This window comes from Pseudomonas bijieensis, from assembly GCF_013347965.1.
Taxonomy (GTDB): domain Bacteria; phylum Pseudomonadota; class Gammaproteobacteria; order Pseudomonadales; family Pseudomonadaceae; genus Aquipseudomonas; species Aquipseudomonas bijieensis.
The window spans coordinates 821,950-848,940 of the sequence record NZ_CP048810.1 but is presented as its reverse complement, the minus strand read 5'-3'; the positions used below and the strand labels follow the sequence as shown (position 1 = coordinate 848,940).

General features: G+C 60.6%; 24 protein-coding genes. 12 read left to right on the top strand and 12 right to left on the bottom strand.

Annotation, left to right across the window (positions count from 1 at the left end; all coding sequences use genetic code 11):
• Positions 1–12 precede the first annotated feature (12 nt).
• Positions 13–1,350 (bottom strand): cation:proton antiporter, encoded by a 1,338-nt coding sequence (locus GN234_RS03465; RefSeq protein WP_116832412.1) that lies wholly within the window; start codon positions 1,348–1,350, stop codon positions 13–15.
• Positions 1,351–1,743: 393 nt separating this feature from the next.
• On the opposite strand from GN234_RS03465, the gene GN234_RS03460 reads away from it, so the two are divergent.
• From GN234_RS03460 to ligD, 4 genes are read left to right on the top strand one after another with little or no spacing between them, the layout of a single operon-like run.
• Positions 1,744–3,129, top strand: a complete 1,386-nt coding sequence (locus tag GN234_RS03460; RefSeq protein WP_176687887.1) for an iron-containing redox enzyme family protein — start codon at positions 1,744–1,746, stop codon at positions 3,127–3,129.
• A gap of 10 nt (positions 3,130–3,139) precedes the next feature.
• Positions 3,140–4,153, top strand: coding sequence for a methyltransferase (locus GN234_RS03455; RefSeq protein ID WP_176687886.1), 1,014 nt, complete (start codon positions 3,140–3,142; stop codon positions 4,151–4,153).
• On the top strand, positions 4,125–5,288 hold the full coding sequence (locus tag GN234_RS03450; RefSeq protein ID WP_109754062.1) for a carboxylate-amine ligase: 1,164 nt from the start codon (positions 4,125–4,127) through the stop codon (positions 5,286–5,288). The genes GN234_RS03455 and GN234_RS03450 overlap by 29 nt, the downstream gene beginning before the upstream one ends.
• Positions 5,285–7,912, top strand: a complete 2,628-nt coding sequence (gene ligD, locus GN234_RS03445; protein WP_176687885.1) for a DNA ligase D — start codon at positions 5,285–5,287, stop codon at positions 7,910–7,912. The genes GN234_RS03450 and ligD overlap by 4 nt, the downstream gene beginning before the upstream one ends.
• 36 nt (positions 7,913–7,948) lie before the next feature.
• On the opposite strand, the gene GN234_RS03440 is transcribed toward ligD, so the two are convergent.
• A complete protein-coding gene (locus GN234_RS03440) occupies positions 7,949–8,560 on the bottom strand; it encodes a Yip1 family protein (RefSeq protein ID WP_109754064.1) in 612 nt (203 codons plus the stop codon).
• Positions 8,561–8,727: 167 nt separating this feature from the next.
• On the opposite strand from GN234_RS03440, the gene GN234_RS03435 reads away from it, so the two are divergent.
• The 3 genes from GN234_RS03435 to GN234_RS03425 are packed head-to-tail and all read left to right on the top strand — an operon-like array spanning position 8,728 to position 10,211.
• Positions 8,728–9,228, top strand: coding sequence for a CinA family protein (locus tag GN234_RS03435; protein ID WP_116834224.1), 501 nt, complete (start codon positions 8,728–8,730; stop codon positions 9,226–9,228).
• A 13-nt stretch (positions 9,229–9,241) separates the two neighbouring features.
• Positions 9,242–9,760, top strand: coding sequence for a hypothetical protein (locus GN234_RS03430; RefSeq protein ID WP_109754065.1), 519 nt, complete (start codon positions 9,242–9,244; stop codon positions 9,758–9,760).
• Between the two features lie 7 nt (positions 9,761–9,767).
• Positions 9,768–10,211: a DUF421 domain-containing protein gene (locus tag GN234_RS03425; RefSeq protein WP_109754066.1), complete on the top strand. Its 444-nt coding sequence runs from the start codon at positions 9,768–9,770 to the stop codon at positions 10,209–10,211.
• Between the two features lie 65 nt (positions 10,212–10,276).
• Here GN234_RS03425 and GN234_RS03420 read toward each other — a convergent pair whose 3' ends face one another.
• Complete coding sequence (locus GN234_RS03420; RefSeq protein WP_176687884.1) at positions 10,277–11,134, bottom strand: SDR family oxidoreductase; 858 nt, start codon at positions 11,132–11,134, stop codon at positions 10,277–10,279.
• Positions 11,135–11,319: 185 nt separating this feature from the next.
• Here GN234_RS03420 and GN234_RS03415 point away from each other — a divergent pair, with 185 nt between their 5' ends.
• Complete coding sequence (locus GN234_RS03415; protein WP_176687883.1) at positions 11,320–11,724, top strand: VOC family protein; 405 nt, start codon at positions 11,320–11,322, stop codon at positions 11,722–11,724.
• Positions 11,725–11,887: 163 nt separating this feature from the next.
• Here the strand turns inward: GN234_RS03415 and GN234_RS03410 are convergent, their stop codons facing one another.
• Positions 11,888–13,036: a MalY/PatB family protein gene (locus GN234_RS03410; RefSeq protein ID WP_109754069.1), complete on the bottom strand. Its 1,149-nt coding sequence runs from the start codon at positions 13,034–13,036 to the stop codon at positions 11,888–11,890.
• A 179-nt stretch (positions 13,037–13,215) separates the two neighbouring features.
• On the opposite strand from GN234_RS03410, the gene GN234_RS03405 reads away from it, so the two are divergent.
• Positions 13,216–14,727 (top strand): methyl-accepting chemotaxis protein, encoded by a 1,512-nt coding sequence (locus tag GN234_RS03405; RefSeq protein WP_176687882.1) that lies wholly within the window; start codon positions 13,216–13,218, stop codon positions 14,725–14,727.
• A 128-nt stretch (positions 14,728–14,855) separates the two neighbouring features.
• Here GN234_RS03405 and GN234_RS03400 read toward each other — a convergent pair whose 3' ends face one another.
• Entirely contained in the window at positions 14,856–15,464 is a 609-nt protein-coding gene (locus tag GN234_RS03400) for a hypothetical protein (protein ID WP_176687881.1), read from the bottom strand.
• A 309-nt stretch (positions 15,465–15,773) separates the two neighbouring features.
• Between GN234_RS03400 and GN234_RS03395 the strand changes: the two genes are divergently transcribed.
• From GN234_RS03395 to GN234_RS03385, 3 genes are all read left to right on the top strand, one after another.
• Positions 15,774–16,847 (top strand): alpha/beta fold hydrolase, encoded by a 1,074-nt coding sequence (locus tag GN234_RS03395; protein ID WP_176687880.1) that lies wholly within the window; start codon positions 15,774–15,776, stop codon positions 16,845–16,847.
• 238 nt (positions 16,848–17,085) lie between these two features.
• A complete protein-coding gene (locus GN234_RS03390) occupies positions 17,086–17,832 on the top strand; it encodes a YkgJ family cysteine cluster protein (protein WP_176687879.1) in 747 nt (248 codons plus the stop codon).
• Positions 17,833–18,077: 245 nt separating this feature from the next.
• A complete protein-coding gene (locus GN234_RS03385; protein ID WP_116832424.1) occupies positions 18,078–18,986 on the top strand; it encodes an AraC family transcriptional regulator in 909 nt (302 codons plus the stop codon).
• A 46-nt stretch (positions 18,987–19,032) separates the two neighbouring features.
• Here GN234_RS03385 and GN234_RS03380 read toward each other — a convergent pair whose 3' ends face one another.
• The 7 genes from GN234_RS03380 to GN234_RS03350 form a co-directional block, all read right to left on the bottom strand.
• A complete protein-coding gene (locus GN234_RS03380; protein ID WP_176687878.1) occupies positions 19,033–21,273 on the bottom strand; it encodes a xanthine dehydrogenase family protein molybdopterin-binding subunit in 2,241 nt (746 codons plus the stop codon).
• Between the two features lie 12 nt (positions 21,274–21,285).
• A complete protein-coding gene (locus GN234_RS03375; protein ID WP_176687877.1) occupies positions 21,286–21,759 on the bottom strand; it encodes a (2Fe-2S)-binding protein in 474 nt (157 codons plus the stop codon).
• 201 nt (positions 21,760–21,960) lie between these two features.
• Entirely contained in the window at positions 21,961–23,280 is a 1,320-nt protein-coding gene (locus GN234_RS03370) for an OprD family porin (RefSeq protein WP_176687876.1), read from the bottom strand.
• Positions 23,281–23,458: 178 nt separating this feature from the next.
• Positions 23,459–24,289 carry a phosphodiesterase gene (locus GN234_RS03365; protein WP_109754078.1) on the bottom strand — a complete coding sequence of 277 codons (831 nt, stop codon included), beginning with the start codon at positions 24,287–24,289 and terminating at the stop codon, positions 23,459–23,461.
• Between the two features lie 25 nt (positions 24,290–24,314).
• Positions 24,315–25,346: an ABC transporter ATP-binding protein gene (locus tag GN234_RS03360; RefSeq protein WP_176687875.1), complete on the bottom strand. Its 1,032-nt coding sequence runs from the start codon at positions 25,344–25,346 to the stop codon at positions 24,315–24,317.
• Positions 25,343–26,137, bottom strand: coding sequence for an ABC transporter permease (locus GN234_RS03355; protein WP_116832430.1), 795 nt, complete (start codon positions 26,135–26,137; stop codon positions 25,343–25,345). Before GN234_RS03355 ends, GN234_RS03360 begins: the two co-directional genes overlap by 4 nt.
• Positions 26,134–26,988, bottom strand: coding sequence for an ABC transporter permease (locus GN234_RS03350; protein ID WP_411828800.1), 855 nt, complete (start codon positions 26,986–26,988; stop codon positions 26,134–26,136). Before GN234_RS03350 ends, GN234_RS03355 begins: the two co-directional genes overlap by 4 nt.
• Between the last annotated feature and the right edge of the window lie 3 nt (positions 26,989–26,991).

The window sequence follows — 26,991 nt, the reverse complement described above, 5'->3', positions numbered from 1 at the left end:
GGCCCACTCGCCTCAGCTCGATTTTTTATGACGCTCGTACCAGGCCAGGGTCGGCTGGGTCGTGACGCCATGGACCAGAATGCTCAAGGCCACCACCGACAGGGTGAGATTGATGCACAGTTGCGCCACTTCTGGTTGCAGCTCATGGTTCAAGGCGAAGAACAGATAAAACAGGCTGCCGATCCCACGAATGCCAAACCAGCCGATCAGCAATCGTTGCGGCGTGTCCAGCAATCGCCGCCAGGGCACGATCAGCACACTCAGCGGGCGAATCACGATGAACAGCAGGGCGCTGATGAGCAGCGCACGGCTATCCCAATGGGTTGCCATGACAACCCCCAGCAAGGTCACCAGGAACACTTCCATCGAGCGCTCCACCAGGCTGCCGAACGCCAGCATGTCGCTCATCATGACCCCTGCGGCCAATTGACTATCGTCCAGCGACTCGGTATCGCCGAGGACGGCCTGTTGGGGATCGACGGTCTCGTGGCCCACCACCGGTTGCACCAGGTGTTCCGCCGGCGGTGCCGCTTCATCGGTGGATTTGACCTCGGCCTGACGCAGCCCCAGGCCCGCGGCGAACACGGAAAGAAAGCCGTAGCCCTGGATCCACTCGGCCACGACGTAAGCGAGGGCAATCAGTGCCAGGGCCAGGTAATCATTGGGTGACAACGTACTGTCGGCATTCCTGATGCGCATCGACAAGGTCAGCTTGCCAATACCGCGGCCCATCCAGTAACCGACCAGCAGCCCGGCCGGCACGGCCCAGAGAACGTTACGCAACAACCAGTCACCGAGAAAACCGCTGCCGTCCTCGTGCAGCATCAACAGGCCGAGGATCACAAAGGGAAACGCCGTGCCGTCGTTCAGTCCCGCTTCGCCCGACAGCCCGAAACGCACCCGGTCGTCATCCCTTGCATCATTGACCTGCACCAACGCCGCCAATACCGGGTCGGTGGGCGCCAGCATCGCGCCGATCAGCATCGATACACCCCAACCGAGACCGAACAGATAATGCAATGCCAGGCACAGGCCAGCGATGCACAGGATCATCACCGGCCCGGCCAGCCCATAGGCTACGCGCCAGGTTCGGTCCTTGAGGGGCAAGCGCAACTTGAGGCCACTGACGAACAGCGAAAACACCACCGCGACTTCCGTGAGGTGCTCCATCCAGACCGACGAGTCGCTGATGTCCAGCTTCAGCACACCCAAACCCATCGGCCCGATGGCGACGCCCAACACCAGGCACATCGCCGAGGTGGTGACCGGCATCCAGCGAAGGTAGGAGGAGGTCAGGGCCAGGGTCAGCAACACGGCGCCAAGCACCGCTACCCATACTGTGAACGTCATCGTTGCTCCTTGGGTATCGGATAGGCCAGCCACAACGCAGGGATGTGCGACCCACATCAAACCGTGTGGCGAGGGGATTTATCCCCGTTGGGCTGCGTAGCAGCCCTCGATCAATCTGCAACACCGAGGAGCCAGTTGCATGGGGCCATATCGCGACCCAGCGGGGCGGTGCGACGTTTCGCTAAATCCCCTCGCCACAAAGTGTCTACTTTCTGGTATTGGCGCACTTGTCACTCATTCGAGGCTCGGAGCGAAGCGAGGGTTCCCACCAAAACCGCACAGCTCCGTTTATCCGCCTGCCTTTCAATCCAACGGAATTTTTCGCCGCTCCTGGCGCTCTGCAAGAGAAGAGACGTTCTGACTCAGCGTCCGCCGAGAACTCAAGAGGCCCTTATGACTGCGCTGACACCCCTTCAATCCCAGCCGGCAACCATGCACCCTGTCAGCCCCGACGGGCACGTGCGCCAGTGCTATGAGCGACTGCTCCAGGGCCCCGATGACGCTGACAAGCAAGCCGTCGCCCAGGCGTTCCTGAAGGAATGCATCGCAAATGCTGCGGCGCTCCCCCAGGAAATGCCAGATGAGCCCATGGCGCTGCAGGCCTGGGTCGAGCAGCACAGCGCCGGCGTGGCCCGGCAATACGCTGATTATCTGGAACGACGCAAAAGCGGCGGTCCACGGGAGTTCTTCAGTGGCAAGGCCCATGCCTTGTACTTTCTGCAGGCTGTAGCCCCGACCAAACGGGTCGACGGCGCCTGGCTGTACGGCGTGCTCAAACACTGGCACGACCATCGGTTCGAAGGGTTGCTGTGCACCTACCTGGAAGAGTTGGGGGACGGTCATCCCTCGCAAAACCATGTGGTGATCTATCGCAAGTTGCTCGCCGAATACGACCTGTCCGACGCCCCGGACATCGACGACGACCTGTATCTGCAAGGCACCGTGCAATTGGCCCTGGGTTATGCCGGCGACGAATACCTGCCAGAGGTCATCGGCTACAACCTGGGCTATGAACAATTGCCCCTGCATCTGTTGATCAGCGCCTATGAGCTGAGCGAACTGGACATCGATCCGTACTATTTCACCCTTCACGTCACCATCGACAACGCCAGCACCGGCCACGCCCATAAGGCCGTGCAAGCATTGCTGCAACTACTGCCATTGGAGGCCGACCGTGAAGCTTTCTGGCACCGGGTCACGTTGGGTTATCGCCTCAATGACCTGGGGCAGGGCAGCCGGGACATCATCGGTTCGTTCGACCTGGACCGCGAAATGCTGGACATGCTCGAGCGCAAACGCCCGTTCGGCCAGCACATGCATTCCGATTACTGCAAGTTCGAAGGCAAAACCGTCAACCAGTGGCTCTCGGTGCCGGGCCAGTTGGAGGGGTTCCTGGCGGCCATGCAGAACAAAGGCTGGATCAAGCGCCATGAAGACCCGCAGAACAGCCGCTTCTGGACGCTGATCGACGGGGCAGGGGCGGCCATGTTCGGGGTGTTCAGCCCCTACGAGAAACAGCTGCTGCATGACTGGATTGCTGGTGACTGGCTGGACGAGAGCACCGGGTCCGGCGCCCGGCGCGGTCCGGTTGCGGCTTGCGAACCGGCGACGTCGATTGATGATCCCGATGTGCAAAGCCTGCAACAGTCCCTGCAAGGCCGGGCACCCGATGAGCAGATGCAGATTCTGATGCCCTGGCTCTGCGCCCGGTGTCATAGCCATCCGGCAGGGCTGTTGGCGACTCGCCGGTTCATTGAACTCAAATCCGCTCTTCGCTAGGGAGCCCTGCATGAATGAAGAAGAACGCTTGTCCGAACAGGACCTTGCGCTGCTGCAACTGGGCCGACGCCTGCAAGCCGACGGCTACCGCTTTATCACCCCGACCCCGTTGACCCACGAACGGGTCAACCAGCGTCCCGGCAACGAGCGTTCCAAGACTTTGCGGGACGTGTTCGGCTGGTCACGGCCGTTTGCGCCGGGGCTGATCAGCGCCGATGAACAGCGGCAATTGCAAGACGCCCAGGTGCTGGAGGAGTGTGACGGCTTGCTGCGTAGCCGGGTGCGCTGGTCGAGCCTGGATGGTTTGTTGTTCGCTCATTCGCAGTTCCCGACACAGGCCACCGACGCGGTGTTTTTCGGCCCTGACAGCTACCGCTTCGCCCAACTGATCCATACTCATCTGCAACAGAATTTCACGGCGGTGCATCGTGCCGTGGATATCGGTTGTGGCGCCGGCGTTGGCGCGATCGTGATCGCTCGCGCCCGGCGTGAAGCTCAGGTGCTGGCGGTGGACATCAATCCGCAAGCCCTGCGCCTGAGCGCCGTGAATGCGGCGCTGGCCGAGGTGGCCAATGTCGAGGTCGCCCACAGCGACGTACTGCAGGACGTGCCAGGCAACTTCGACCTGATCGTCGCCAACCCGCCGTACATGGCCGATCCATCCGAGCGCGCCTATCGCCATGGCGGCGGCGTACTGGGTGCCGGGCTGTCGTTGCGCATCGTCGACCAGGCCTTGCCCCGGCTCACGCCTGGTGGCTCGCTGGTGCTCTACACCGGTGTGGCGATGATAGATGGACGCGACCCGTTCCTGGAGGCCCTGGGCCAGTGGCGTGACTCAGCGGACTTCGGCTGGACCTACAAGGAATTGGACCCGGACGTGTTCGGTGAGGAATTGCTGACGCCGGGTTATCAGGACGTGGAAAGGATCGCCGTGGTGGCGTTGGTTGTAACCCGCATCGGAGCAGGTATAGGCGGGGTTATCGGAGGGACTATCGATGAACAGGCGCATGAAATTCGGCATTGAAGAGGAGTATTTCATTACCGATCTGCAAACCCGTTGCATGCCAGGCGAGCCACCCGCGCAAGCGGTTGCGGCGTGCCAGGCCGAATTGGGCAAGCATTTCGCCCATGAAATGTTCCAGTGCCAGGTCGAGATGGCCTCGCCCATCTTTCGCAGCCTGGCCGAGGCCGCCGACTACCTGAGCCAGGTACGTACGGGCCTGAACCAGCGACTGGCACCGTATGGCCTGGGCCTGCTCAGCGCCGGTTCACACCCGAGGGCGGCCCAGGTGCTGCAACCCACCGACGAGCTGCATTTCCAGCAACTGTTCGATGATTACCAGCGGGTAGCGCGGCGCAGCGTGCTGTCGGGCTTGCATGTCCATGTGGAAGTCCCGGCCACGCAGGATCGGGTGCGGGTCATGAATGAGATCCTGCCCTGGTTGCCGATGTTCCTGGCCCTGAGCGCTTCATCGCCGTTCTGGAACGGTGGCTACAGTGGATTTAGCAGCTACCGGCAAGTGGCCTGCGATGAATGGCCACGCATGGGCGTGCCGGAATACTTCGAAGACGAGTCGGCCTTCGCCGGCTACGTCGACATGCTCATGCGCACTGGTTCCATTCACCAGCCCAGCGATTGCTGGTGGGTGATACGACCGTCCTCACGTTACCCCACGCTGGAGATGCGTATTTGCGATGCTTGTCCGCGGGTCGAAGACGTCCTTTGCCTCGTCTCGTTGTTTCGCCTGATGGTAGCCCACGCCGTGGCACAACCTCGGCCGGGCGCTCGCTACAGCCAGATGTCCCAGTGGATCCTCAAGCAAAACCGCTGGCGGGCCAAGCGCCACGGGATTCTCGCGGAATTTATCGTCGAGGGGCAGGAACAGCCGATGCTGATCGGTGAATGGCTGACCCTGGCGGAGCAGACCTTCGGGGAGACCGCGGCCGAGCTGGGCGTCCAGGAGGTGTTCAAGCAGGCACGGCGCATGGTGCAGGAAGGCACCAGCGCCGACCGGCAAATCGTCGTCTTCGAACAGGGGCTGCTGCTGGGCGATTCTGTCGAACAGGCCTTGAACCGCGTGGTTGATCAACTGCTCGCGGAAACCGCCGGCATGCCGGCCGCCTCTCCAGCGCTGCAGCAGGTGGCAGGTGGTCCATGAGCAGCAAGACCCTGGATGACTACAACCGCATGCGTGATTTCGCCGCCACCCCGGAGCCGGCGGCGAAGCGTTCACGAAAATCGGCGAAAACCGCCCACGCGTTGCAGTTCTGCATTCAAAAGCACGACGCCTCGCGCTTGCATTATGACTTCCGCCTGGAGCTGGACGGCGCGCTCAAGAGTTGGGCAGTGCCCAAGGGACCTTCCCTGGACCCGAAAGCCAAGCGCCTGGCGGTGCATGTCGAAGACCATCCGCTGGATTACGCGACGTTTGAGGGCAGCATCCCCGAAGGCCATTACGGCGCCGGTGACGTCATCGTCTGGGACCGGGGCGTCTGGATTCCCCAGGGCGACCCCCATGAGGCCTATGAAAAAGGCCGGCTCAAGTTCGAGTTGCAAGGCGAAAAGCTCAGCGGCCTGTGGAACCTGGTGCGCACGCACATGCCCGGTAAACAGGAACAGTGGTTCCTGATCAAGCATCAGGACCATGCGGCTCGCCCTGAAAGCGAATATGACGTGGTCCAGGCCGAGCCGGACAGTGTGCTCAGCGATCGCACCCTCGTGCCCAAGCGCCGCGGCAAGGCCGCTGCAACCAAAGCGGTGAAACAACCGGAAAAGGCCGCTCAGCCGAAATCGCCGAAACGTTCTTCGAAAACCACGCTCAGCGGCGCGGTCGCCGGGCCGCTGCCGGAAACCCTCAAGCCGGAACTGGCGACGCTGGTGGAAAGTGCGCCCGACGGCGAATGGCTCTACGAAATCAAGTTCGACGGTTACCGGGTCATGGCGCGGATCGAAAGCGGCGACGTCAGGCTGCTCACCCGCAATGGTCATGATTGGACTCACAAACTGCCAAAACAGGCCGAAGCCTTGATCGCGTTGGGGTTGGAATCGGCCTGGCTCGACGGTGAAATGGTGGTTGCCAACGACCAGGGCGTTCCGGACTTCCAGGCCTTGCAGAACGCCTTCGAGGTCGGCAGCAGCGGCAAGATCGCCTATTACCTGTTCGACGTGCCTTACCTCAACGGCATGGATTTGCGCAAAGTACCGGTGCAAGAACGCCGGGCCGCATTGGCCGCGGTGCTGGAGCCCAACAAAAGCCCCTTGTTGCGGTTTTCCGATGCCTTCGAGGAAACCCCTGAGGCGCTGCTCAACAGCGCCTGCCAGATGCAAATGGAAGGGCTGATCGGCAAGCGCGTCGGCAGCGCCTATGTGTCCAGGCGCAGCAACGACTGGATCAAGCTCAAGTGCAAGAATCGCCAGGAATTCGTGGTGGTGGGTTTCAGCGACCCCAAAGGCGCGCGCAGCGCCTTCGGAGCCTTGCTGCTGGGCCTGCATGACGCCGACAGCGGCCAGTTGCGCTACGCCGGCAAGGTCGGCACCGGGTTCAACGAAACCACCCTTAAAAGCATCTACCAGCAATTGCTGTCGCTGGAGACGAAAAAGGCCGCCGTGGTGAACCCGCCCACCGGTTACGAAGCCAAGGGCGTGCACTGGCTCGAACCGACGCTATTGGCCGAGGTGGCCTTTGCCGAGATGACCAAGGAAGGCTCGGTGCGCCATGCGGTCTTCCATGGTTTGCGCAACGACAAGCCGGCCAGGGACATCACTCAGGAGCTTGCCAAACCCGTGAAAAAAACCGCCGCAGCGAAGAAAACCCGCGCCAAGGATGAGCCTGCCGTGGCACCGAGCAAAAGCACGGGCGGGTCCAAGGCAAAAGCCAAGACACCGGCCATGGACGGCAAGGTCCGCATCACCCATCCGGAACGAATCATTGATGCCAGCAGTGGCACCACCAAGTTGCAACTGGCCGAATACTACGCCAGCATTGCCGAGTTCATCCTGCCGGAACTGGCGGATCGCCCGGTGGCCTTGGTCAGGGCGCCAGAAGGTATCGCTGGTGAGCTGTTCTTCCAGAAAAACGCCGAGCGCCTGGCGATTCCCGGCATCACCAGCCTGGACAAGGCGCTGACCGTGCAGCCGGTGATGATCATCAACAACGCCGAGGCGCTGATCGGCGCGGTGCAGATGAGCACGGTCGAACTGCACACCTGGAATGCGACTTCCGTTGACCTGGACAAGCCCGATCGCTTCGTCCTCGACCTTGACCCGGACCCGGCGCTGCCCTGGAAAAGCATGGTCGAAGCGACGCAGCTCACGCTATCGGTGCTCGATGAATTGGGGCTCAAGGCGTTCCTCAAGACCAGCGGTGGCAAGGGCATTCATGTGGTGGTGCCATTGACGCGCAAATTGGGTTGGGACGAGGTCAAGGACTTCAGCCATGCGATTGTCAGCCACATGGCCAAGTTGTTGCCGGACCGGTTTTCGGCGGTGTCCGGACCGAAAAACCGGGTAGGGCGGATCTTCATCGATTACCTGCGCAATGGTTTGGGCGCGACCACCATCTGCGCCTACGCCGCGCGGACCCGGGAAGGGTTACCGGTGTCTGTGCCGATCTTTCGCGAGGAGGTGGCCGAGCTCAAGGGGGCGAATCTGTGGAATGTGCACAATGTTCATGAGCGTCTGGCGGAGGTTGGTCATGAGCCTTGGGCCGACCTCAAGAAAACCCGCCAAAGCATCACCGCCGACATGCGTCGGCGGATTGGCATGAAAAAGCCCAAGAAGTAGGCCCAGTGACAGGTGAACCTCGCCAAAAGTCGGCGCTCAACTCGCCGGAAAACGCAGGTATTCCGGCTGCAACACGTTGAACCACAGCAGGATCATCTCCACCAGGATGGTCACCAGCACCAACAATCCGACGCCCCAGACGCTGGCTGAGTACAGCAGGCCTTGTTCCTTCTTGAGGCTCATGAACTTGGGCAGCCCGACAAACAGCAAGAACGTCGAATACGCCGAGGCCAGGCCCAATGCGGCGACCGCCAGCCACCGGCTGGGATAGAGCCCGAAGATTCCGGCCAGAAAGTAAGGCGTGGCGGTATAGGCCGCGAAACCAATGCACTGGTTGATCGTTGGACGCGCGTCGAAAGTGCGTGACATCCAGCGAATGAACAAACCCATGAGGGCTACGCCAGCGACGATGGTCAGGTACAGCAGCACGCACAATTGCAGTGCGCTGGCGCTGCTGAGCCGTACTGTTTCGTTCTCGGCCAGGCTCCAGCCAGTCCAGGTGGTTCCGATGAACAGGCACACCGCAGGAATCAAGGCCAGCAACAGCAGATGGCCCAGATAATGGCGCGGATGAGCCTGCTCTTGTTCGCGGATGTCCGCCCAGGCGAACTCGGGATGGGTGAACAGTTTGACGAAAGGTGCAGACATGACGACCTCCTGATCAAGACGGCCTCTGCATGAGGCTCCTATGGATTTGAGGTTCAGGATCGGGGCACGGTTTCATTTATTTGCCGTATGCGGTCCGCGGCGCGATAAAGGGAATGAATAACAGCGGCAAGGGTCAACCCATCAGCCCCCTGAAAGGACTGCTTGCCATGACCGTTGCCCACTTCATTTGTGAGTACCTGCGTGAACATGAACTGCGGCTGACCACAGCCGAATCCTGCACCGCTGGCCAGATCGTCACGTTACTGGCCGAGGTGCCGGGCTGCGGTTCGCTGATCGAAAGCGGCTACGTGGTGTACTCCCCGGAAGCCAAGCAACGGCTGCTTGGGGTCAGCCCGCGGACCATCGAGATGTTCAATCTCACCAGCCGCGAAGTGGCCGAGGAGATGGTCCTCGGCGCCTTGCACGACGCTAACGCCAATGCGGCGGTGGCCACCACCGGCATTCTCGGGCCGGACGACATGGATGGTATCCCCGCCGGTACGGTGTGCTTTGCCTGGGCGTTCGATGTGAACGGCCAACGCGCACTGTTCAGTCGCCAGGAACGCTTCTTTGGCAGTCGCGGCCAGGTGCAGTTATGGGCTGCTGAACACGCGCTTCTTCAACTGCGGCACTTCCACCAACGGGCTTTGGCCGGTGAACGCAGATAAATAAGGAGTCACCATGCCCCGGCACATTGAACCAGAGGACTTTCACAGCCGCGTGTATCCAGTGCGAGAGGATATGGATTACCAACTCAAGGTTTGGCGTTTCGAACGGGTGGGCTGGTATGTCCTGGTGGCGTTGGTGATCATGACGCTACTTGGCTTGTTCTCCCGCGGCCCCTTGAGTTCGCGCGATCTACGAAGCGGCGATGGCAGTCTCGGTGTCGAGTACGAGATGTTCCATCGCAACGGCTCCAGCAATCCGATGATCATTCATATGAAGGGCCAACCCAACGCAGTGCTGGAAGTTGAATTGGGCGGCGCATGGCTGCAAGGTTTTGAGGTGCAAACGTTGCAACCTCTGCCTATGCGCTCTGCAAGTGCCGGTCAAGGCATGCGGCTTTGGGTCCAGGCGGATGCCCAAGGGCAGGCCAGCCTGTATCTCTCATTGCTCGGTCAGGGTCTGGGGATTTATCACGGCCGCCTCTCCATGCCCGGTGGCACCTCGCTCGGTTTCGATCAATTCATTTTCCCTTAGGTGACCTATGGATTCGGTACTGCGGGCCGCCGCGATATATATGGCGTTGCTGGTGTTGTTCAAGATCGCCGGGCGTCGCTCCCTGGCGGACCTCACCACTTTCGACTTCGTATTGTTGATGATCATCGGCGAGGCCACCCAACAGGCGCTGCTGGGAGACGATTTTTCGTTGACCAACGCGCTGATGGTGATCGTCACCTTGATTGCCATCGACGTCGGGTTGTCGTTGCTCAAGCAGCGTTCCAAACGGGTTTCACGATTGATCGACGGCGGTCCGACCATCATTGTCGAGAACGGTCGGATACTCCAGGGCCGCATGCGCCATGCCCGATTAGTGGAAGAGGACATCATGGAGGCCGCACGTTCGAGCCAGGGCATCGAAACGCTGGAGCAGATCAAGTTTGCGATCATCGAGCGCAATGGGAAGATTTCGGTGATTGCCAAGGAGTAGCCCCGAAGTTGACTGTGGCGAGGGGATTTATCCCCTCGTCACAAAATCTGCCTCGGTTTGCTCGATCAAAGGATCGGCTTGCCCCCGGTAATCCCATAGCGGGCTCCGGAGATGTAGCTGGCTTCGTCCGAGGCCAGCAGCACATAGATCGGCGCCACTTCAACCGGTTGGCCCGGGCGGCCAAGCGGCGTTTGAGAACCGAAATTCTGAACCTCCTCCTCAGGCATGGTCGCCACGATCAATGGCGTCCAGATCGGCCCTGGCGCCACGCTGTTCACGCGAATGCCTTTGGGGCCGAGCATTTGCGCCAGGCCGCCGGTGAAGTTGGCAATGGCGCCCTTGGTGGTGGCATAGGCCAGCAGCGTCGGCTTGGGCATGTCGGAGTTGACCGAGCTGGTGTTGATGATCGAGCTGCCGGGCTTCATGTGTGGCAAAGCGGCCTGGCAGATCCTGAACATCGCCGTGATGTTGATATCGAAGGTGCGCACCCATTCTTCGTCGGATATTTCCTCGAGGCTTTCATGAGTCATTTGAAAGGCGGCATTGTTGACCAGGACGTCGATGCGCCCGAAGCGGGCGACGGTTTCATCGACGATTTTGCGGCACTGGTCTTTGTTGGCCAGGTCACCCGGCAGCAATAGGCATTGACGCCCGGCCTGCTCGACCCAGCGTGCGGTTTCCTTGGCGTCTTCATGCTCGTCCAGGTAGGCAATCGCCACATCCGCGCCTTCACGGGCGAAGGCAATGGCCACGGCTCGACCGATGCCGCTGTCGGCGCCAGTGATCAGGGCGATTTTGTTCGCCAGTCTTCCGGAGCCGGTGTAGCTCTGTTCGCCGCAGTCCGGGTAGGGTTCCATTTTCCGCTGGCTGCCGGGCACCGGCTGGCTTTGTTTCGGGAAAGGCGGGAAAGGGTAGTCGACCATTGTCATTCTCCAGGCTGGTTGCAATGGAGGGTGGACTATGGGGTTTCGGGCAGAGTTCGGTCGGATTTTCTTGCCAGTCGATGAGCGTGATGACGGGCGTTTCGTCGTTGAGTAGCGGACACCGGCGAACATCGGACGATGCTGTATTCTCCAATGTCGGTACGGTTTCGATAAGGAGCAAGGCAATGTTCAGCCACATACAGATCGGTGCGCGCGATCTGCCGAAAATGGTCGCTTTTTACGACGCGGTCCTCGGCTGCCTTGGGCTGGAGCGCATCGAGGGCGAAAACGACTCGGGCCCACCGGGGGAGGGTTGGCGGCGGCCCGGCAAGCATTGGCCGCAGGTTTTCGTCCAGCTGCCTTTCAATGGGCTGCCCGCCACCTGGGGCAATGGCATGCAAGTGAGCTTCGCCGCCGACTCCCCACAAACCGTTCGCGCCGCGTGGGAGCAGGCGCTTGCCATGGGCGGCTTCGACGAAGGCCCACCCGGCCCGAGGCCGCAGTATTGCGAAGGCTATTTCGGGGCGTATTGCCGCGATCCGGAAGGGAACAAGCTGTGCTTTATCCATGCGCCGGATATGCATGAATAAAGCGATCATGGCAGATGACTATTGTGGCGAGGGGATTTATCCCCGTTGGGCTGCGAAGCAGCCCCAATAAACAGCACACGAAGTTAATCTGATACAACGAGTGATCTGTTTTTAGGGCCGCTTCGCATCCCAGCGGGGATAAATCCCCTCGCCACAGGGCGGATCAGCCCCTGGCCTTCAGGCTGCGCTCCATCCGCGCGATGCCTTCTTCCAGCAACGCCCGCGGGCAGCCGAAGTTCAAGCGCACGAACTGACCGGCATCATCGCCAAAATCCAGCCCGGCGCTCAGCCCGACCTTGGCTTCTTTGAGGAAGAATCCATGCGGGTCATCCAGCCCCAACCCGGAGCAATCCAGCCAGGCCAGGTAAGTGCCCTGGGGCACGGTCATGGTGACGCCCGGCAGGCGAGTGTGCACCGCCTCGACCAGGTAATCACGGTTGGCTTGCAGATACGTTTTCAAGGCTTCGAGCCATGGGCCGGCTTCGCTATAGGCCGCACGGGTCGCTTCGAGGCCCAGGGCATTGACGCTGTCGACCATGCCGGCCCGGGCACTGTTGACCCGTTCGCGCACCTTGGCGTCCTGGATAATGGCGAACGAGGTTTTCAGCCCGGCGATGTTGAAGGCCTTGCTGGCGGACATCAGGGTGATGGTGCGCTCGGCAATTTCCGCACTGAGGGACGCGGTGGGAATATGCACGCGGCCGTCGAAACACAGCTCGGCATGGATTTCGTCGGAGATGATCCAGGCGTCCTGCTCCAGACAAATGTCCGCCACGGCCTTGAGCTCTTCGCGGTCAAACACCTTGCCCAGCGGGTTGTGAGGGTTGCTCAGCAACAGGGCGCCGCCGCCTTGCAACGCTTCGCGCAACGCGGCCAATGGCGTCTGGAATTCACCGTTGACCGGGTTGAATGGCAATTCCACTTTGTTCAACTGCCAGTGACCCGGGGCGTTGCGCAGCGGTGGATAGTTGGGCACCTGCACCACGACATTCTGCTGGGGTTCTACCAAGGCATGCAGCGCCATGTTGAAACCCGGTTCGACACCCGGCAGGAACACGATCTGCTGGGGCTCGACGCGCCACGCGTACTTGCTCCACAGGTCAGCCACGACGGCGGCACGCAGATTGTCCTGGGCCACGCTGTAGCCCAGCATCGGATGTTCAAGGCGCTTGTGCAGTGCGTCGATGATCACCGGCGGGGCAGGGAAGTCCATATCGGCGACCCACATTGGCAACACATCGGCCGGGTAGCGGCTCCATTTGGTGCTACCGGTGCCGTGGCGTTCCAATACCGTGTCGAAATCGAAAGTCATGGGGGTTCCATCAGTCAGTCATGGGATGGCGAACATCATAAAGCAAAGACCTATGAGAAAAGCTTGGTGGCGTAGCGCCACTAATTAATGGTAATCAGTTAAAGTTCCATCTCGAAACGCCGCCAAGACGTGAACGGCATTGGTAACGGACCCTCCGAGTCTTTGAAAAGGACGACCCCATGACATCGCCCGTGCGCTTTAACGATCACCACCGTAAAGCCGATCGCATCATGTTGGGGCTGCTCTGGCTCACGTTGTTGTATTCCCTGAGCCTGGCATACCTGCACTCGACGTTTGCCCAGGCGCTGCTGGTCGGGGCGACTACCTGCGTGGCGAGCACCGCGCTTTACCGTGTCCTGGCGGGCACTCGGGCCATGCGTTGCATTATCGCGGTGGCGTTGATGGTCATGGCGGCATTGCACATCAACCAGACCCGGGGCGTGATCGAATTCCACTTCGGGATCTTCGTACTGCTGGCCGTGTTGACGTTCTACCGTGACTGGCTGCCGATTGTCGTTGCCGCTGCCACCATTGCGGTTCATCACCTCGGTTTTCACTGGCTCCAACACCAGGGTTATCCGGTGTTTGTGATGGATACCCACGCTGGCTGGTCGATGATTTTTCTCCACGCGTTCTACGTGGTGGTGGAAAGTGTGATCCTGATTTACCTGGCGAACCAGAGCCTGGCCGACGCCACGGAAAACCAGGATGTGCTCGACAAGGTTCTGGTGGCGGCCGCGCAATTGAGCAACGACGCTGGCAGGCAGCACAGCGAGGGCGTCAAGGTCTCTTCGAGCGAGCGTTTCGATCATTTCCTCCAGCAGGTTACCCAACTGGTGGACGGCGTAGTACGCGACACCCGAAACCTCTCGGACCTGGGCCAGGACCTGTCCCAGGTCGGCCAGACCCTGGAAACCGGCGCCCGCCACCAGCTCGATGAAGTGGCACAGATGAGCAGTGCGATCAGCCATCTGGTCCAGGCCATGGAGAACATTGCCGGCCATGTCGACCAGACCTTGCAGCGCGCCGGCCAGGCCAACGAGCAGGTCAATCGCGGGCGCAGCACGGTTGATCAGACCCGAGAAGAGATCGTCGAGCTGGCCGGTCGCATCAACCTGACCAACGAAACCGTGCAAGTCCTGGCTGAACAGGCACAGCAGATCGGCCAGGTGCTCGATGTGATCAATGGAATCGCCGAACAAACCAACCTGCTGGCCCTCAACGCCGCCATCGAGGCCGCTCGGGCCGGCGAGCAGGGCCGTGGTTTCGCGGTGGTGGCCGACGAAGTCCGGACCCTGTCCCAAAAGACCTCGACATCCACCACGGAGATCCAGCAGATCATTGCCAAGCTACAGCAGGGCAGCCGCCAGGCCGCTGTCGCCATGCAAGACAGCCGCGACGGGGTGGAGCGCTGCGTGTCCGCCAGTCAATTGGCCTCGCAATTGCTGCACGCCGTGGTGGAAGACATTGCCGTGATCAACCACTTCAACGACCTCATCGCCAGCACCACCCAGGAACAATCCAAGGCGTCGATGGGTATCAATGAGCGCTTGCAAAGCGTGCAGACCGTGGCTGAGCGCAACGCCGACAACATTGGCATCCTGACCCGAAGCAGTCAAAGCCTGCCGCCAATGGTGCAGCGGTTGGCGCTGTTGGGGGAGGCGTTTCACAGGAAGGGCGGGGCGGTCTGAAAAGCTTATAAATCCAGGTATGGGATGGAAAAGCGTCATGAAAAATTTCAGATGTTTTGCGTTGATGCATCTAAATGTGCGCGCTGCGTGTGAGTTCAGCGCGCGAAGACATCCCTGATTATGAGGGACTATATGAATTGGAGTTGCTTCAGCACGATAAAAACGAGCAGAGCTGTGGCAAGCCCATAGACGAGGGAAATCAAGATCGGATTGTTCGTGAGTGTCGTCAACGGTGTAGGCGCACTGCGCCTGACGAAAAAGTTGATAGCTCCCACCCCGGTAATCATCATGAGGGCAGTTATCGAGAACAACCCCAACGGAAGGTAATCGGAGCGCTTGACCTCCACTATCGTGGCGACCATGAGGAAGGAAGACGACAAGGTTATTACGGCGCCCAATGTCCACAATGAAAGATCGCCCGCCAGTCGGCGGATTACGCCTGCAAAGCCTCGCCCCATGAAGGCCTTAAGCGTGGGATTTTTTATGCTGGCCTCCAGATCCTTGAACATAAGTGCCGGCACGCAGAGCAAGATCGACGCACTGCCCACGCTGTTCACCAACCGGCCCAGGGAGTTACCCATTCTGTCCAGGTAATCCAACGGCTGAATATTTAGCGTATGGATCGCAAAATAGGTCGCGATTCCCGAAATGATCAACCAGACCAACGCCCGGAATACGAGGTCACGAACGAGATTTTTCTTCAGCCAGTCGTCAAACTGGTTTTTATCGGTGGACATGAAAATCCTTGTTAGATATCGGCTACATGAGTGAAGGCGTAATGATATCAGTTGGCAAGGATGCTACGGATGTGAGTTTTCCGATTTTGGCGATGACTACGTCGCAGATACTCGTGGGTTAAGCCCTTGTGGGCACGTGATACCCATCAGTCAATGTATCTCTGTGTATCCACCGCACGTACAGATACGGACTGTTTCTTTTAAGCGCATCGATGACACATCCGGGATACCTCGCCGGCGTCAAATGAACCCATCGAGACAGCATAAGCCGTCTCACGGGCTCACCCGCCGTTCGCAAGGAGATCCGCCATGGACACGACGCTGAAGCACCACACTTCTGCACCACGCCGCCGCCTGCTCGCGCCCTCCATCCTGGTACTCGCCATGATGCAATTGGGTACCTTGGGACTTGCCTCGTCACAGGCCAGCGCTGCCGACGTACCGGCCAGCACCATCGGCACCATCACGCTGGGCAGCCACACATCTTTCGGCCCGTTGAAACACGTCAAGGCTGGCCTGCTGGACGTTTCCTATGCCGAGGTCGGTCCTGCCGATGGGCCGGTGGTCATCCTGCTGCACGGTTGGCCCTATGACATTCACAGCTACGCCGATGTCGCTCCGGCTTTGGCCGAGAAGGGCTATCGCGTGCTGATCCCCTATGCCCGCGGCTACGGCGACACACGCTTCCTGTCGGCCAAGACCGTGCGTAACGGCCAGCCTTCTGCGCTGGCGAGCGATCTCATCGACTTCATGGACGCACTGAACATCAAGCAGGCCGTGCTCGGCGGCTACGACTGGGGTGCCCGTACCGCCGACATCGTCGCGGCCCTGTGGCCGGAACGGGTGAAAGCCCTGGTGGCGGTCAGTGGCTACCTGATCGGCAGTCAGGAAGCCGGCAAGACACCGCTGCCGCCGGCCGCCGAGTTGCAGTGGTGGTACCAGTTCTACTTTGCGACAGAACGTGGCCGCTTGGGCTATGAAAAGAACACCCACGACTTCGCCAAGCTGATCTGGAAGCTGGCGTCGCCGAAGTGGAATTTCGATGACGCGACTTATGACCGCAGCGCCGCCGCTTTGCAGAACCCCGATCATGTCGCCGTCTCGATCTTCAACTATCGCTGGCGCCTGGGTCTGGTCAAGGGCGAGGCAAAGTACGACAGGCTGGAGAAGAAACTCGCGACCTTTCCGTCCATCAACGTGCCAACCATCACTCTGGAGGGTGACGCCAACGGTGCGCCGCACCCACCGGCCGAGGCCTATGCCAAGCGATTCACCGGCAAATACGAGCATCGTTTGATCGAGGGCGGCATCGGTCACAACCTGCCGCAAGAGGCGCCGCAGGCGTTCGCCCAGGCTGTGATTGATGCTGATCATCTGCGCTAGCCCAGGGAGCTGCATCCTACGGTAATAACGACTCCTGATGTTCATCGGCCCAAATCGCAGGGTTTCGATTTGTCTGAGACCTGGAATCACCTTGGATCAGGCAACTATGCCGGCGGATCCGGCAAACGGATTGGCGTTTCGCTCCACATACTCTCGCGGCCCTGAGGCCCTGCCACGCGTGTATCCGAGTGGCGGGGGCTTCTGTAGGCGTTCGAAAACATGTGTATGAGTGCTTGATATGGAAAACGACACGATCCGCTTTGCCTGCAACGGCTGCGGGATCTGCTGCAAGGGGCGGCTGATTCCACTGACATTGGACGAAGCAAGACAGTGGTTACAACGCGGACATGAGGTGGCGGTCGTACTGGAGGCATTCGATGAGACGACTTGGTCTTCAGAGCCTCGACAATTCGCCCACAGCGCTCAACGGGCCGTGGCTGTCACCAGTGGCGATGCCCAGATTCGAGTCGTTGCGGTACTGGCGGGCAATGCGCTGACGCAGTGCCGCAACCTTGGTGACGATGGGCGTTGCGGTATCTATGAAGAGCGGCCGTTGGTCTGTCGAATCTACCCGATGGAAATCAATCCGCTCATTACCTTGCGTCCAGCCGACAAGGTCTGTCCTCCTGAGGTCTGGGAGGCGGGCGAGGTTCTGTTTACCGACCGCGTCGTCGATCCGATCCTGGCTGATCAGATCGAACGCTCCCGCCAGGCGGACAGGGACGATGCCCAGGCCAAGATTGCGCTGTGTGAAGCGATGGGCATGAACGTCGCTGCCTGGAAGGGCAACGCGTTGGCGGTGTACTTGCCTGATCGAGAGCAGTTGGCTGAAGCGATCATTCGTTACGACCGCGCCCCCGTGGCACCGAAAGGCCTGGATTGGAAAGTGCGGGTCGAAACGCCGGCCCTGGCCCAACGACTGCGGCAAGCAGGTGTCGCGTTGGACGATCAACGTTCAACCGGCTACATCTTCCAGGGTCTTTAGTTTTCGATCCAAGCCATCACTTTGTGCATCCCTGGCTCATTGAAACATCTTGTCATACCTGGCCTGGGGTGGTTGGTGTCGGTTACGGCTCGTTGAATCGTGCAAGAAATTACGCCAATCAGGCAAGCGGTTAGAATCGCCGACCCAGCATACTTGCGTCCATATTGATCAACGACTTGCGGTGATGCCGAACAGTGTTCGCCATCACCACAAGTCGTGAGCCCGATGTTTTCAAGGAGTGAAGTGTGCACAGCGATTTCAAAAGCGACCAGGTTGTCAGCGACATCAGTCGTCTGGCCGGTTCGGTCAGCCAGCTTGTGCCAAGCGATGGCGACCAGATCACCGCCATTGCCGGCTTGAGCCTGCATCGGCGCAAAGCAATCACCGCGCCGATGCATTGCATCTACGGCCTGGGGATCGGCGTGACCTTGCAAGGTCGCAAGCAAGCCATGATCGGGGACGAGATACTGACCTACGCGCCCGGCCAATCCATGGTGACCTGCGTGGATCTGCCGGTCATTTCCCATGTCTCCCAAGCCAGCGTTGCCAAGCCATTCCTGGGCATGATGCTGCGATTCGACAGCACGATGGTGATGCAGGTAGCCGAGCGCATGCAGTTGTCACAACGCATGAGAGACGACGCGTTTCGACCGATTACCGTACAGGCACTGGATGCCGGGGTGCTGCACGCCCTGCGACGCTTGATAGACCTGCTGGAGGAACCGTTACTGCTCGATACGGTGGCTCCGCTGATCAAGGAAGAGATTGTCGCTCGCCTGTTGAGCGGTGCCCACGCGCCGCAGTTGCTGCATGTGATCGCTGCCGGTTCACCCAGCCAGCACATCGCCAAGACGGTCGCCTGGCTGAAACTGAATTTTCGCCAGGCGTTGCGCATGGACGATCTGGCGGCACAAGCCCACATGAGTCCTTCTACGTTTCGCCAGCATTTTCGCTCCGTGACCGGAATGAGTCCGTTGCAATACCAGAAGCAATTGCGGCTACAAGCCGCTCGGCAGTTGATGTTGAGCCAGAACGTCGACGCGAGCAGTGCAGGAGGGCTGGTTGGCTATGAAAGTGCCTCGCAGTTCAGTCGTGAGTACAGCCGCCTGTTTGGGGCTCCACCGCAGCGGGATATCAAGCGGATTCGTTTGTGATCGTGAGGCTTGTCTGGCATTGCGACCAGACAGCCTCACACGCCTGTCATGCTAACTTGAACGGCAACTCACGCAACGGTTTACCTGTCAGGCTCGCCACGGCGTTGGCAAAAGCAGGAGCCAGCGCCGGCAGGCCGGGTTCGCCCATTCCCGTAGGCGGTTCGGCGCTAGGCACGATGTGAACGGCAAACTCCGGCATGTCGGTGATGCGCGGCACGCTGAAGTCAGCGAAATTGCTTTGCTGCACCACACCATCCTTCAGGGTGACAGCGCCACCAGGCAGGCACATCGACAGTCCCATCAGCGCCGCGCCTTGTACCTGGGCCTCGATGCTGCGTGGGTTGACGACCAGATTGCAGTGCACGCCGGCAGTCACGTTGTGCAGCACCGGACGCCCGTCCTTTACCGAGGCCTCGACGACGTAGGCCACCACCGAACTGAACGACTCGTGGACCGCCACGCCCCAGGCGCGGCCCGCCGCTAGCTGACGTTTACCGTATTCGCTCTTGTCCACGGCCAGTTGCAGCGCAGCGCGATGGCGCGGGTTCTCGTCGCCAAACAGCTTCATCCGGTAAGCCACCGGATCCTGCTTGGTGGTGCGGGCGATCTCGTCGATCAGCGTTTCCATCACAAAAGCCGTATGAGTGGAGCCCACGCTGCGCCACCACAATACGGGGACGTTGAGTTTGGGGTGATGGACTGTCAGGCGCATCGGCAGCGGATAAGGATTACGCATGCCCTCTGTTGCAGTCGCATCGATGCCGTTCTTGATCATTCCTTCGAACGGAGTGCCACTGACGATGGACTGCCCGACCAGGGCATGGTCCCAGGCCAGCACCTTGCCGCTGTCGTCAAAACCGATGTGCGCACGGTGCAGGTGCATGGGGCGATAGTAGCCGCCCTTGATATCGTCCTCACGGCTCCAGAGCGTGCGGATCGGTACATCAAGCCCGGCGGCGTGCGCGGCCTTGGCCACCTCGCAAGCCAGCACGACGAAATCGTTGGTGGGCACGCCACGCCGGCCGAAACCGCCGCCCGCCGTCTGCACATTGACCTGGACTTGTTCGGGTTGCAGATTCAGGACCCGTGCCGCCGCCGCGCCATCACCGCCGGGAAACTGCGTGCCGACCCACAACTGGGCACGGCCCTGGGCAAGTTGCACGGTGCAGTTCAACGGCTCCATGGGCGCGTGGGCGAGGTAAGGGAACACAAACTCGGCCTGCAACTGATGCGGCGCGCTGGCAAGCGGTGTCATGTCAGCGTCGAACTGTCGTGGCCCGGGTTGAGTGGCCAGCTCGCGGTATTGGGTCAGTTGTTTTTCACTGTCCACTTTCTCGACGTTGGTCAGGTCCCATTCCAGCTTCAGCGCATCGCGCGCCAGCTTCGCTTGCCAATAACCGTCCGCCACCACCGCAACGCCTTCGGCGCCTCGGTCCAGTGGCACCCGAAACACGGCTTTTACCCCTTTGGTTGCCCGCGCCGCGCTGTCGTCCAAAGAGGCAATCCTGGCGCCGAACACTGGCGGACGCGCCACCACCGCGGTGAGTTGCCCCGGCAGATGCATATCGATGCCGAAATCCTGCTGGCCGCTGCTCTTGGCCTTGGCATCGATGCGCGTGGTGGCCTGGCCGATGATTCGGAAGTCCTTGGGATCCTTGAGCGTGACCTTTTCCGGCACCGGCATTGCCATCGCGGCTTCGGCCAGTTCGCCGTAGCTCGCTTTACGGCCCCCCGGGCCGAACACCGTGCCGGCTTGGGTGCTCAGGCTTGCCACATCCACGTTCCAACGCGCGGCTGCCGCTGCGAGCAACATGGCGCGAGCACGGGCGCCCAGTTCACGGTATTGGGTATAGCTGTTCTTGATTGAACTGGAACCGCCGGTGAGGTGAATACCTAGATTCGGATCCAGGTAGGCGGCGTCGCTGTTGCCGTTGCGACTGCGCACCAGGCTCCAGTCGGCATCGAGTTCTTCGGCGAGGATCATCGGCAGGCTGGTCTGTACGCCCTGGCCGAACTCCAGGCGGTTGAGGGTCACCGTCACCACGCCGTCAGGGGCGATCTGCACGAATGCGGAGGGCTGCTGAGTCGGTTTCAGCGGCGTTGCGGCTGAGCCGTTGGCCTCCTGGGCCAGCGCCAGGTGAGGAAAAGCGCCGAGGGCCAGGCCGCCAATGCCGACAATCTTGAGGAAGCTGCGACGGGGAAGGGCGGCGGGGCCATCGGCCTGATCGCTCTCCAAGCTGTGCTGCAGGACGCGAGGCAGCTCATTGGGGAAAATTTCGTTCAACATGGTGGGCTCCGATCAGACAAGGGCTTTGGCGGCATCCGCCACCGCGGCGCGGATACGGGCGTAGGTGCCACAGCGGCAGATGTTGCCGGCCATGGCCGAGTCGATCTCGGCGACTGTGGGTTGCTTGCCCTTGGGCTGGGCCTTGAGGAACGCCGTGGCGCTCATGATCTGCCCGCTCTGGCAGTAACCGCACTGCGCCACGTCGTGCTTGACCCAGGCCTCATGCACGGCAGTGCCGACCGGGTCGCTGCCATTGGTTGCCGCTTCGATGGTGGTGATTTTCTTGCCTTGAGCGGCGGCGATGGGCGTTACGCAGGAGCGAATGGCCTGGCCATCCAGATGAACGGTGCAGGCACCACACAGCGCCGCGCCGCAGCCGAACTTGGTGCCGGTCATGCCCAGCGTGTCGCGCAGGGTCCAAAGAATCGGGGTGCTTGGGTCTACGTCAACCGTGTATTCACGGCCGTTGATATTGAGGGCGCTCATAGGGGTACCAGCTCCAGATGGTTTGGCTCTGGTTAACTATAGAAAGCAATGTTGGGGACCGATTGCACGATCCGGGCTGATTATTGCCTGATCATGCGAATCGCCACGCCCCATGAAGGTGCGCGCGGTTGTTTCAGCGCAGCAAGGGTAGAAGGAAAGGAGCCGCAGTGAGCGTACTGCCGGCTCCTTCCTTCTGCACGGTTACATCAATGGAATGCTATAGCTCACAATCAGGCGATTCTGATCCTGGTCGCGGGCAATATCGCTTCGCGACATGCCGTTGCGCCAGCCGAAACCGACGTTCTTCAATGCGCCGCTCTGAATCACATAATCCAGGGAGATGTCACGTTCCCATTCACTGGCGTCATTGCCGCTGGTGGTCTGGATATTGTCGCCCTTGAGGTACATCACCGAGGCCTTCAAACCCGGAACGCCAAGCGCTGCGAAGTCATAGGCATACTGGGCAAATGCCGTGCGTTCGCCGGCCTGGATGAATGTCTGGATGGTGCGGTCGGTGTAGAGATACAGACTGGCGCCGCCTTCGCCTTTACCCACCAGGCCGCCTTGATTCAGTTGCGTAAAGTTGCTGTCTTCGGAAACGCGTTGATAACCGGCAGTAATGGCGTGGCCGCCCAATGAGTAGATGAACGCCGCGCTCCAGGTATCGTTATCGATTTCACCGCTACCGTCCTTGGTATAGCCGCCAAGTTTGTAACCGCTGGCGCGACCAGCCGCGCTGCTGTTCTTGCCGTCTGAGGTGGTCTTGAAGTAACGCAAGTCGGTTTTCAGTGAGCCGTATTCACCCAGCGGCAACACATGCAGCAAACCGGCGAAGTGCTGCTGGTAATAGTCTTCGAGATTGGCGTAGTAATACTGGGCGGTCAGATCCTTGGTCAGTTTGTAATCGCCACCGGCGAAGGTGAATTTGTTGCTTTCCTGGCTGCCGCCCGCCACGGCCAGACCGGCGCTGTCGCTGGAAGCACGGCCAGTGGCGTGTTCCAGTTGGCCGGCGGTGAAGGTCAGGTTGTCGATTTCATTGCTGGTGACCTGGCCACCCTCGAAGGTTTGCGGCAGCAGGCGGCCATCGTTGGAAACCAGGATCGGCAGTTTCGGTTGCAAGGTGCCGTAGCGCAGTTCCGTCTTGGAGACGCGCATCTTCGCCGTCGCACCGAGGCGGGCCCATTGATCCGCCGCCTTGTCACCGTCGTTGGGGAACATCGAGCCACCGACATGTCGGCCCGCACCACTGTCGAGCTTCAAACCCAGCAGGCCCATGGCGTCCAGGCCGAAGCCGACGGTGCCGTCGGTAAAGCCGGATTGATAATTGAGCATGAAGGCCTGGCCCCACTCTTCGGTCTTCGAAGGCGCGGCGGCTCCGTCACGGTTATCGTTGTTGAAGTAGAAATTGCGCAAGTTCAAGTTGGCTTTACTGTCGTTGATAAAGTCAGCCGACGCCAATGGGCTGAGGACAAGCGTCACGCCACCCGTTAAAACACTCAGTACGTTAAATAGAACTTTCATCAGGGCGAACTCCGCCGCGGAATCACTGTTCCGGGCATGTTGAAAAGGCAACAGGAAGCGCTCGGCCGATCACATGATTGGCCGATGCGTTAAATGACTCGTTAGAAAATCTTCAATGCATAGAGTGGGTTAGGGGATAAGTCTCCAAAGAGTGCTATCAGTGAAAGTCCCTGGGTTATCAGTCGATCAATCCATGAGCGTCATAAAACGGATACGGCCCGGGATATTCGCCAAACACACCGTTATGGGTCACCAAACCCTGGCCATGCCAGTGATGCAGCAAGTATCCCGGTGGTTCCAGATTGAAATGCGCAGGAGCGGTTGGTTGTAGATCCAGGACGATTTGATGCGATGTGCCGGGGCAGACGCAGCTCAGGCTACCGCCGAAGCGCCGTTGCATCGGCCGATGCAAATGTCCGCAGAGCAAGCGTTCCACCTGCGGATGGCGGGCGATGACCTGTTCCAGCGCCGAGGCATTGATGAACGGTTCGCGGTCCATGTGACCAATTCCGCTGACAAACGGCGGATGGTGCAGGACCAGTAGCGTTGGCACCTCGGGACGACAGGCCAATTGTTCATCGAGCCAGCGCAATTGGCTGTCCAGCAACTGACCGCCATGGCCGCCGGGAATCGTGCTGTCCAGGCCGATCAGGCGCAGCGGATACTCTTCGACCACCCAATCCAGGGGGGCGCCGGGCAAGCTTGGCAGGTAGTGGTGATCAGCAAATGCCGCCCGCAAGTGTTCGCGGTTGTCATGGTTGCCGGGCACCAGGTAGCAAGGCATGTGCAGGCGCGCCAGTTCGGGGTGCAGCACGGCATATTCGTCAGGGCGACCGAAGTCCACCAGGTCGCCGCTGACTACCACAATGTCGGGACGCGGCACCTGGCAATTCAAATGATTGACGGCACGACGCAACGCGGCGAGGGTATCGACGACGCCATAGGTCAGTTTTTCCCCGGCCTTGAGATGCAGGTCGCTGATCTGCGCAATGAGAAACGGATGATTCAAAATAAGGCCTCTGAAAACACGAATATCACGATGCCAGGGTGAACAGCACCTGCGGCTCGACGGCCAAGGCGATCAGTGAACCGGGGGTGTGGATGACGCCGTCGGTGCTGTCCACCAGCAATGGTTGGTCGGCGCCGACGTCGACCAGCAAGCGGCTTTGGGCGCCCTGGAAAAACTGGCCCACCAAGCGCCCACGCAGATGCCCCTCGCTGTCCATCACCCGCAAATGCTCGGGCCGGCAGTAGACGGTGGCAGGCAGCCCGCCACCGCGCCACGGCAACTCTCCGCCACTGACTTTCAAGCCCAGGGGCATGTGCTCAAGTACCGGGAAAGCGTTGAGGTTGCCGACAAAACTGGCGACGAAAGTGTTGGCCGGTTGTTGGTAGATGTCCCGTGGACTGGCCAACTGCGCGACGCGGCCGTGTTCCATGACCAGGATCCGATTGCCCAGGGCCATGGCTTCGCCCTGATCGTGGGTGACGAACACCGCGGTAATGCCCAGATGGCGGAGCAACTGATCCAACTCGCTGCGCAGGCGCTCACGCAACTGCGCGTCCAGTGCCGCCAACGGTTCATCGAGCAGCAGGACCCGGGGCTTGGGCGCCAGGGCACGGGCGAGGGCGACCCGCTGGCGTTGACCGCCGGACAACTCATGAATGCCACGCTTGCCGTGATCCCGCAGACCGACCAGTTCCAGCAACTCCGCGCAACGCTTGTTGCGTTCGGCGGGCGCCATGCCGCGAATCTTCAAGCCATAGACGATGTTCCCGGCCACATCCAGGTTGGGGAACAACGCATAGTTCTGGAACACCATGCCCACGTCACGACGTTCGATGGGCAGGCGGGTGACATCGGTGTCACCAAAAAAAACCTGCCCCACATCCGGGCGCTCAAGCCCGGCAATCAGCCGCAAGGTGGTGGTTTTACCGCAACCGGACGGGCCGAGGATCGCCAGGGTTTCTCCGGCGTCGATGGTCAGGTCCAGGTCATGCACGGCCACGGTGCCGTCCGCGAACGCCTTGCGGCAACCCGCCAGGCGAATGGTGGTTCCGCTCATCGTTTTTCTCCACGGGAAAGGCGGGCGCTGATGGCCTGCAGCGCAATCAGCAGCGGCACGATCATCAACAGGAATATGAGGGTGTAGGCGCTGGCGACTTCCAGCCTCGCCGAGGCATAGCTGTCAGCCAGGCCCACCGGCAAGGTCTTGGTCATTGGGGTGTGCAGCATCCAGGTCAGGTTGAACTCGCCCAGCGACAGCGTGACGACCATCAAGACTCCGGCGAGGATCCCCGCCCGGCAGTTGGGCACCACCACACTGAAGAACCGTCGTAGCGGTCCGGCACCCAGGCTGGCGGCGGCCTCTTCCAGGACCGGCAGGTGCTGGCGTTGCATCACCGCCATTACCGGCCGCACCAGAAACGGCAGGGTGAACAGCACGTGGCCGACAAGAATGAACAACCAACTGCCGCGAAATCCGCCGAACTGGCCATAGGTGAGCAGCAACGCCAAGGCGCTGGCCAGGCCTGGCATTGCCACCGGCAGCACCAGCAACTCCTCGAACGCGCGGCTGAAGCGGTTGTTCATCCTTACCAGCGCGTAGGCCGCCGGTACCCCGACCACGCAAACGCACAACGCACAGGCCACCGCCAGTTGCAGGGATAGCCAGACCGTCGGCGAATAGGCCTGCCAGACCTGCACCAGCCAATCGAACGTCAGGCCGCTGGAGACACCCTGGAAATAATTGCGGGTCAGCCCGGCCAGCAGCGACATCAGCACGGGCACCAACATGAAGGCGCAGACCAGCAAGGTGAACAGCAGTTGCCCGACAAACAGCGTTGAGCGCCTCACAGGACAGTCCTCGCATTGTGCGCCAGGCGCCTGGCCAGTAGCAGCACCGCCCAAGTCAGTGCCCCCAACACCACCGACAGTGCGGCGGCCACGGCGAAATTGGCGTAGTTGGTGAACACGTTGTAGATCGCCACCGGGGTCACATTGAGCCGGGTACCGAGGGTGAACGCCGTACCGAACGCGCCCATGGAAGTCGCAAAGCAGATCGCCCCGCAGGAGACCAGTGCCGGTGCCAGGCCGGGGACGATGACATCACAGACCACCCGCCAATGACCGGCGCCCAATGATTGAGCGGCTTCTTCCAGGCTGCGATCCAGGCTCTCGCAAGCAGCCATCACCGTGAGGATCACTCGCGGGATCGAGAAGTACAGGTAACCGAGGCACAGCCCCATCAGCGAGTAGGCAAAAATCCAGCGCTCACCGGCCAGCTCAAGACCGAGACTGGCGAACAAGCCCTGGCGGCCGGCCAGCAGAATCACCAGGAACCCGACGACCACACCGGGAAATGCCAGCGGGAAGGTCAACAAGGCAACCAGCAGTGAACGACCGAAGAAGCGCTGGCGACTGAGGAAAAACCCGCTGATGCCACCCACCAGCAGCGCCGCGAGGGTCGTGGCGAGGGCAAGCAGGCAGGTCTGCGCCAGGCTGCCCAGGTATTGCGCGCTGCTCAGCACTTGCCAGTAACCGCTTTCGCTACCCTCGCGACTTTGCCCGCCCAGCGCGATCAGGTGCGCCAGCGGCAACAGCCAGAACGCGAACAACACCGCCGCGGCAGGCGCCAGGGCCCAGGCCGCGGTCAGCCGTAAACGCGGCAGCGAGGCCCTGCCCGAGCGGACTGCCCGGGCTTTTATTAC

Excerpts from the sequence above, each read along its gene's own strand:
- GN234_RS03360 (WP_176687875.1), bottom strand. The coding sequence starts at position 25,346 with ATGAGCGGAACCACCATTCGCCTGGCGGGTTGCCGCAAGGCGTTCGCG.
- GN234_RS03450 (WP_109754062.1), top strand. The coding sequence starts at position 4,125 with ATGAACAGGCGCATGAAATTCGGCATTGAAGAGGAGTATTTCATTACC.
- GN234_RS03375 (WP_176687877.1), bottom strand. The coding sequence starts at position 21,759 with ATGAGCGCCCTCAATATCAACGGCCGTGAATACACGGTTGACGTAGAC.
- GN234_RS03370 (WP_176687876.1), bottom strand. The coding sequence starts at position 23,280 with ATGAAAGTTCTATTTAACGTACTGAGTGTTTTAACGGGTGGCGTGACG.
- GN234_RS03435 (WP_116834224.1), top strand. The coding sequence starts at position 8,728 with ATGACCGTTGCCCACTTCATTTGTGAGTACCTGCGTGAACATGAACTG.
- GN234_RS03430 (WP_109754065.1), top strand. The coding sequence starts at position 9,242 with ATGCCCCGGCACATTGAACCAGAGGACTTTCACAGCCGCGTGTATCCA.
- GN234_RS03425 (WP_109754066.1), top strand. The coding sequence starts at position 9,768 with ATGGATTCGGTACTGCGGGCCGCCGCGATATATATGGCGTTGCTGGTG.
- GN234_RS03410 (WP_109754069.1), bottom strand. The coding sequence starts at position 13,036 with ATGACTTTCGATTTCGACACGGTATTGGAACGCCACGGCACCGGTAGC.
- GN234_RS03405 (WP_176687882.1), top strand. The coding sequence starts at position 13,216 with ATGACATCGCCCGTGCGCTTTAACGATCACCACCGTAAAGCCGATCGC.
- ligD (WP_176687885.1), top strand. The coding sequence starts at position 5,285 with ATGAGCAGCAAGACCCTGGATGACTACAACCGCATGCGTGATTTCGCC.
- GN234_RS03455 (WP_176687886.1), top strand. The coding sequence starts at position 3,140 with ATGAATGAAGAAGAACGCTTGTCCGAACAGGACCTTGCGCTGCTGCAA.
- GN234_RS03440 (WP_109754064.1), bottom strand. The coding sequence starts at position 8,560 with ATGTCTGCACCTTTCGTCAAACTGTTCACCCATCCCGAGTTCGCCTGG.
- GN234_RS03415 (WP_176687883.1), top strand. The coding sequence starts at position 11,320 with ATGTTCAGCCACATACAGATCGGTGCGCGCGATCTGCCGAAAATGGTC.
- GN234_RS03390 (WP_176687879.1), top strand. The coding sequence starts at position 17,086 with ATGGAAAACGACACGATCCGCTTTGCCTGCAACGGCTGCGGGATCTGC.
- GN234_RS03395 (WP_176687880.1), top strand. The coding sequence starts at position 15,774 with ATGGACACGACGCTGAAGCACCACACTTCTGCACCACGCCGCCGCCTG.
- GN234_RS03400 (WP_176687881.1), bottom strand. The coding sequence starts at position 15,464 with ATGTCCACCGATAAAAACCAGTTTGACGACTGGCTGAAGAAAAATCTC.
- GN234_RS03420 (WP_176687884.1), bottom strand. The coding sequence starts at position 11,134 with ATGGTCGACTACCCTTTCCCGCCTTTCCCGAAACAAAGCCAGCCGGTG.
- GN234_RS03380 (WP_176687878.1), bottom strand. The coding sequence starts at position 21,273 with ATGTTGAACGAAATTTTCCCCAATGAGCTGCCTCGCGTCCTGCAGCAC.
- GN234_RS03460 (WP_176687887.1), top strand. The coding sequence starts at position 1,744 with ATGACTGCGCTGACACCCCTTCAATCCCAGCCGGCAACCATGCACCCT.
- GN234_RS03465 (WP_116832412.1), bottom strand. The coding sequence starts at position 1,350 with ATGACGTTCACAGTATGGGTAGCGGTGCTTGGCGCCGTGTTGCTGACC.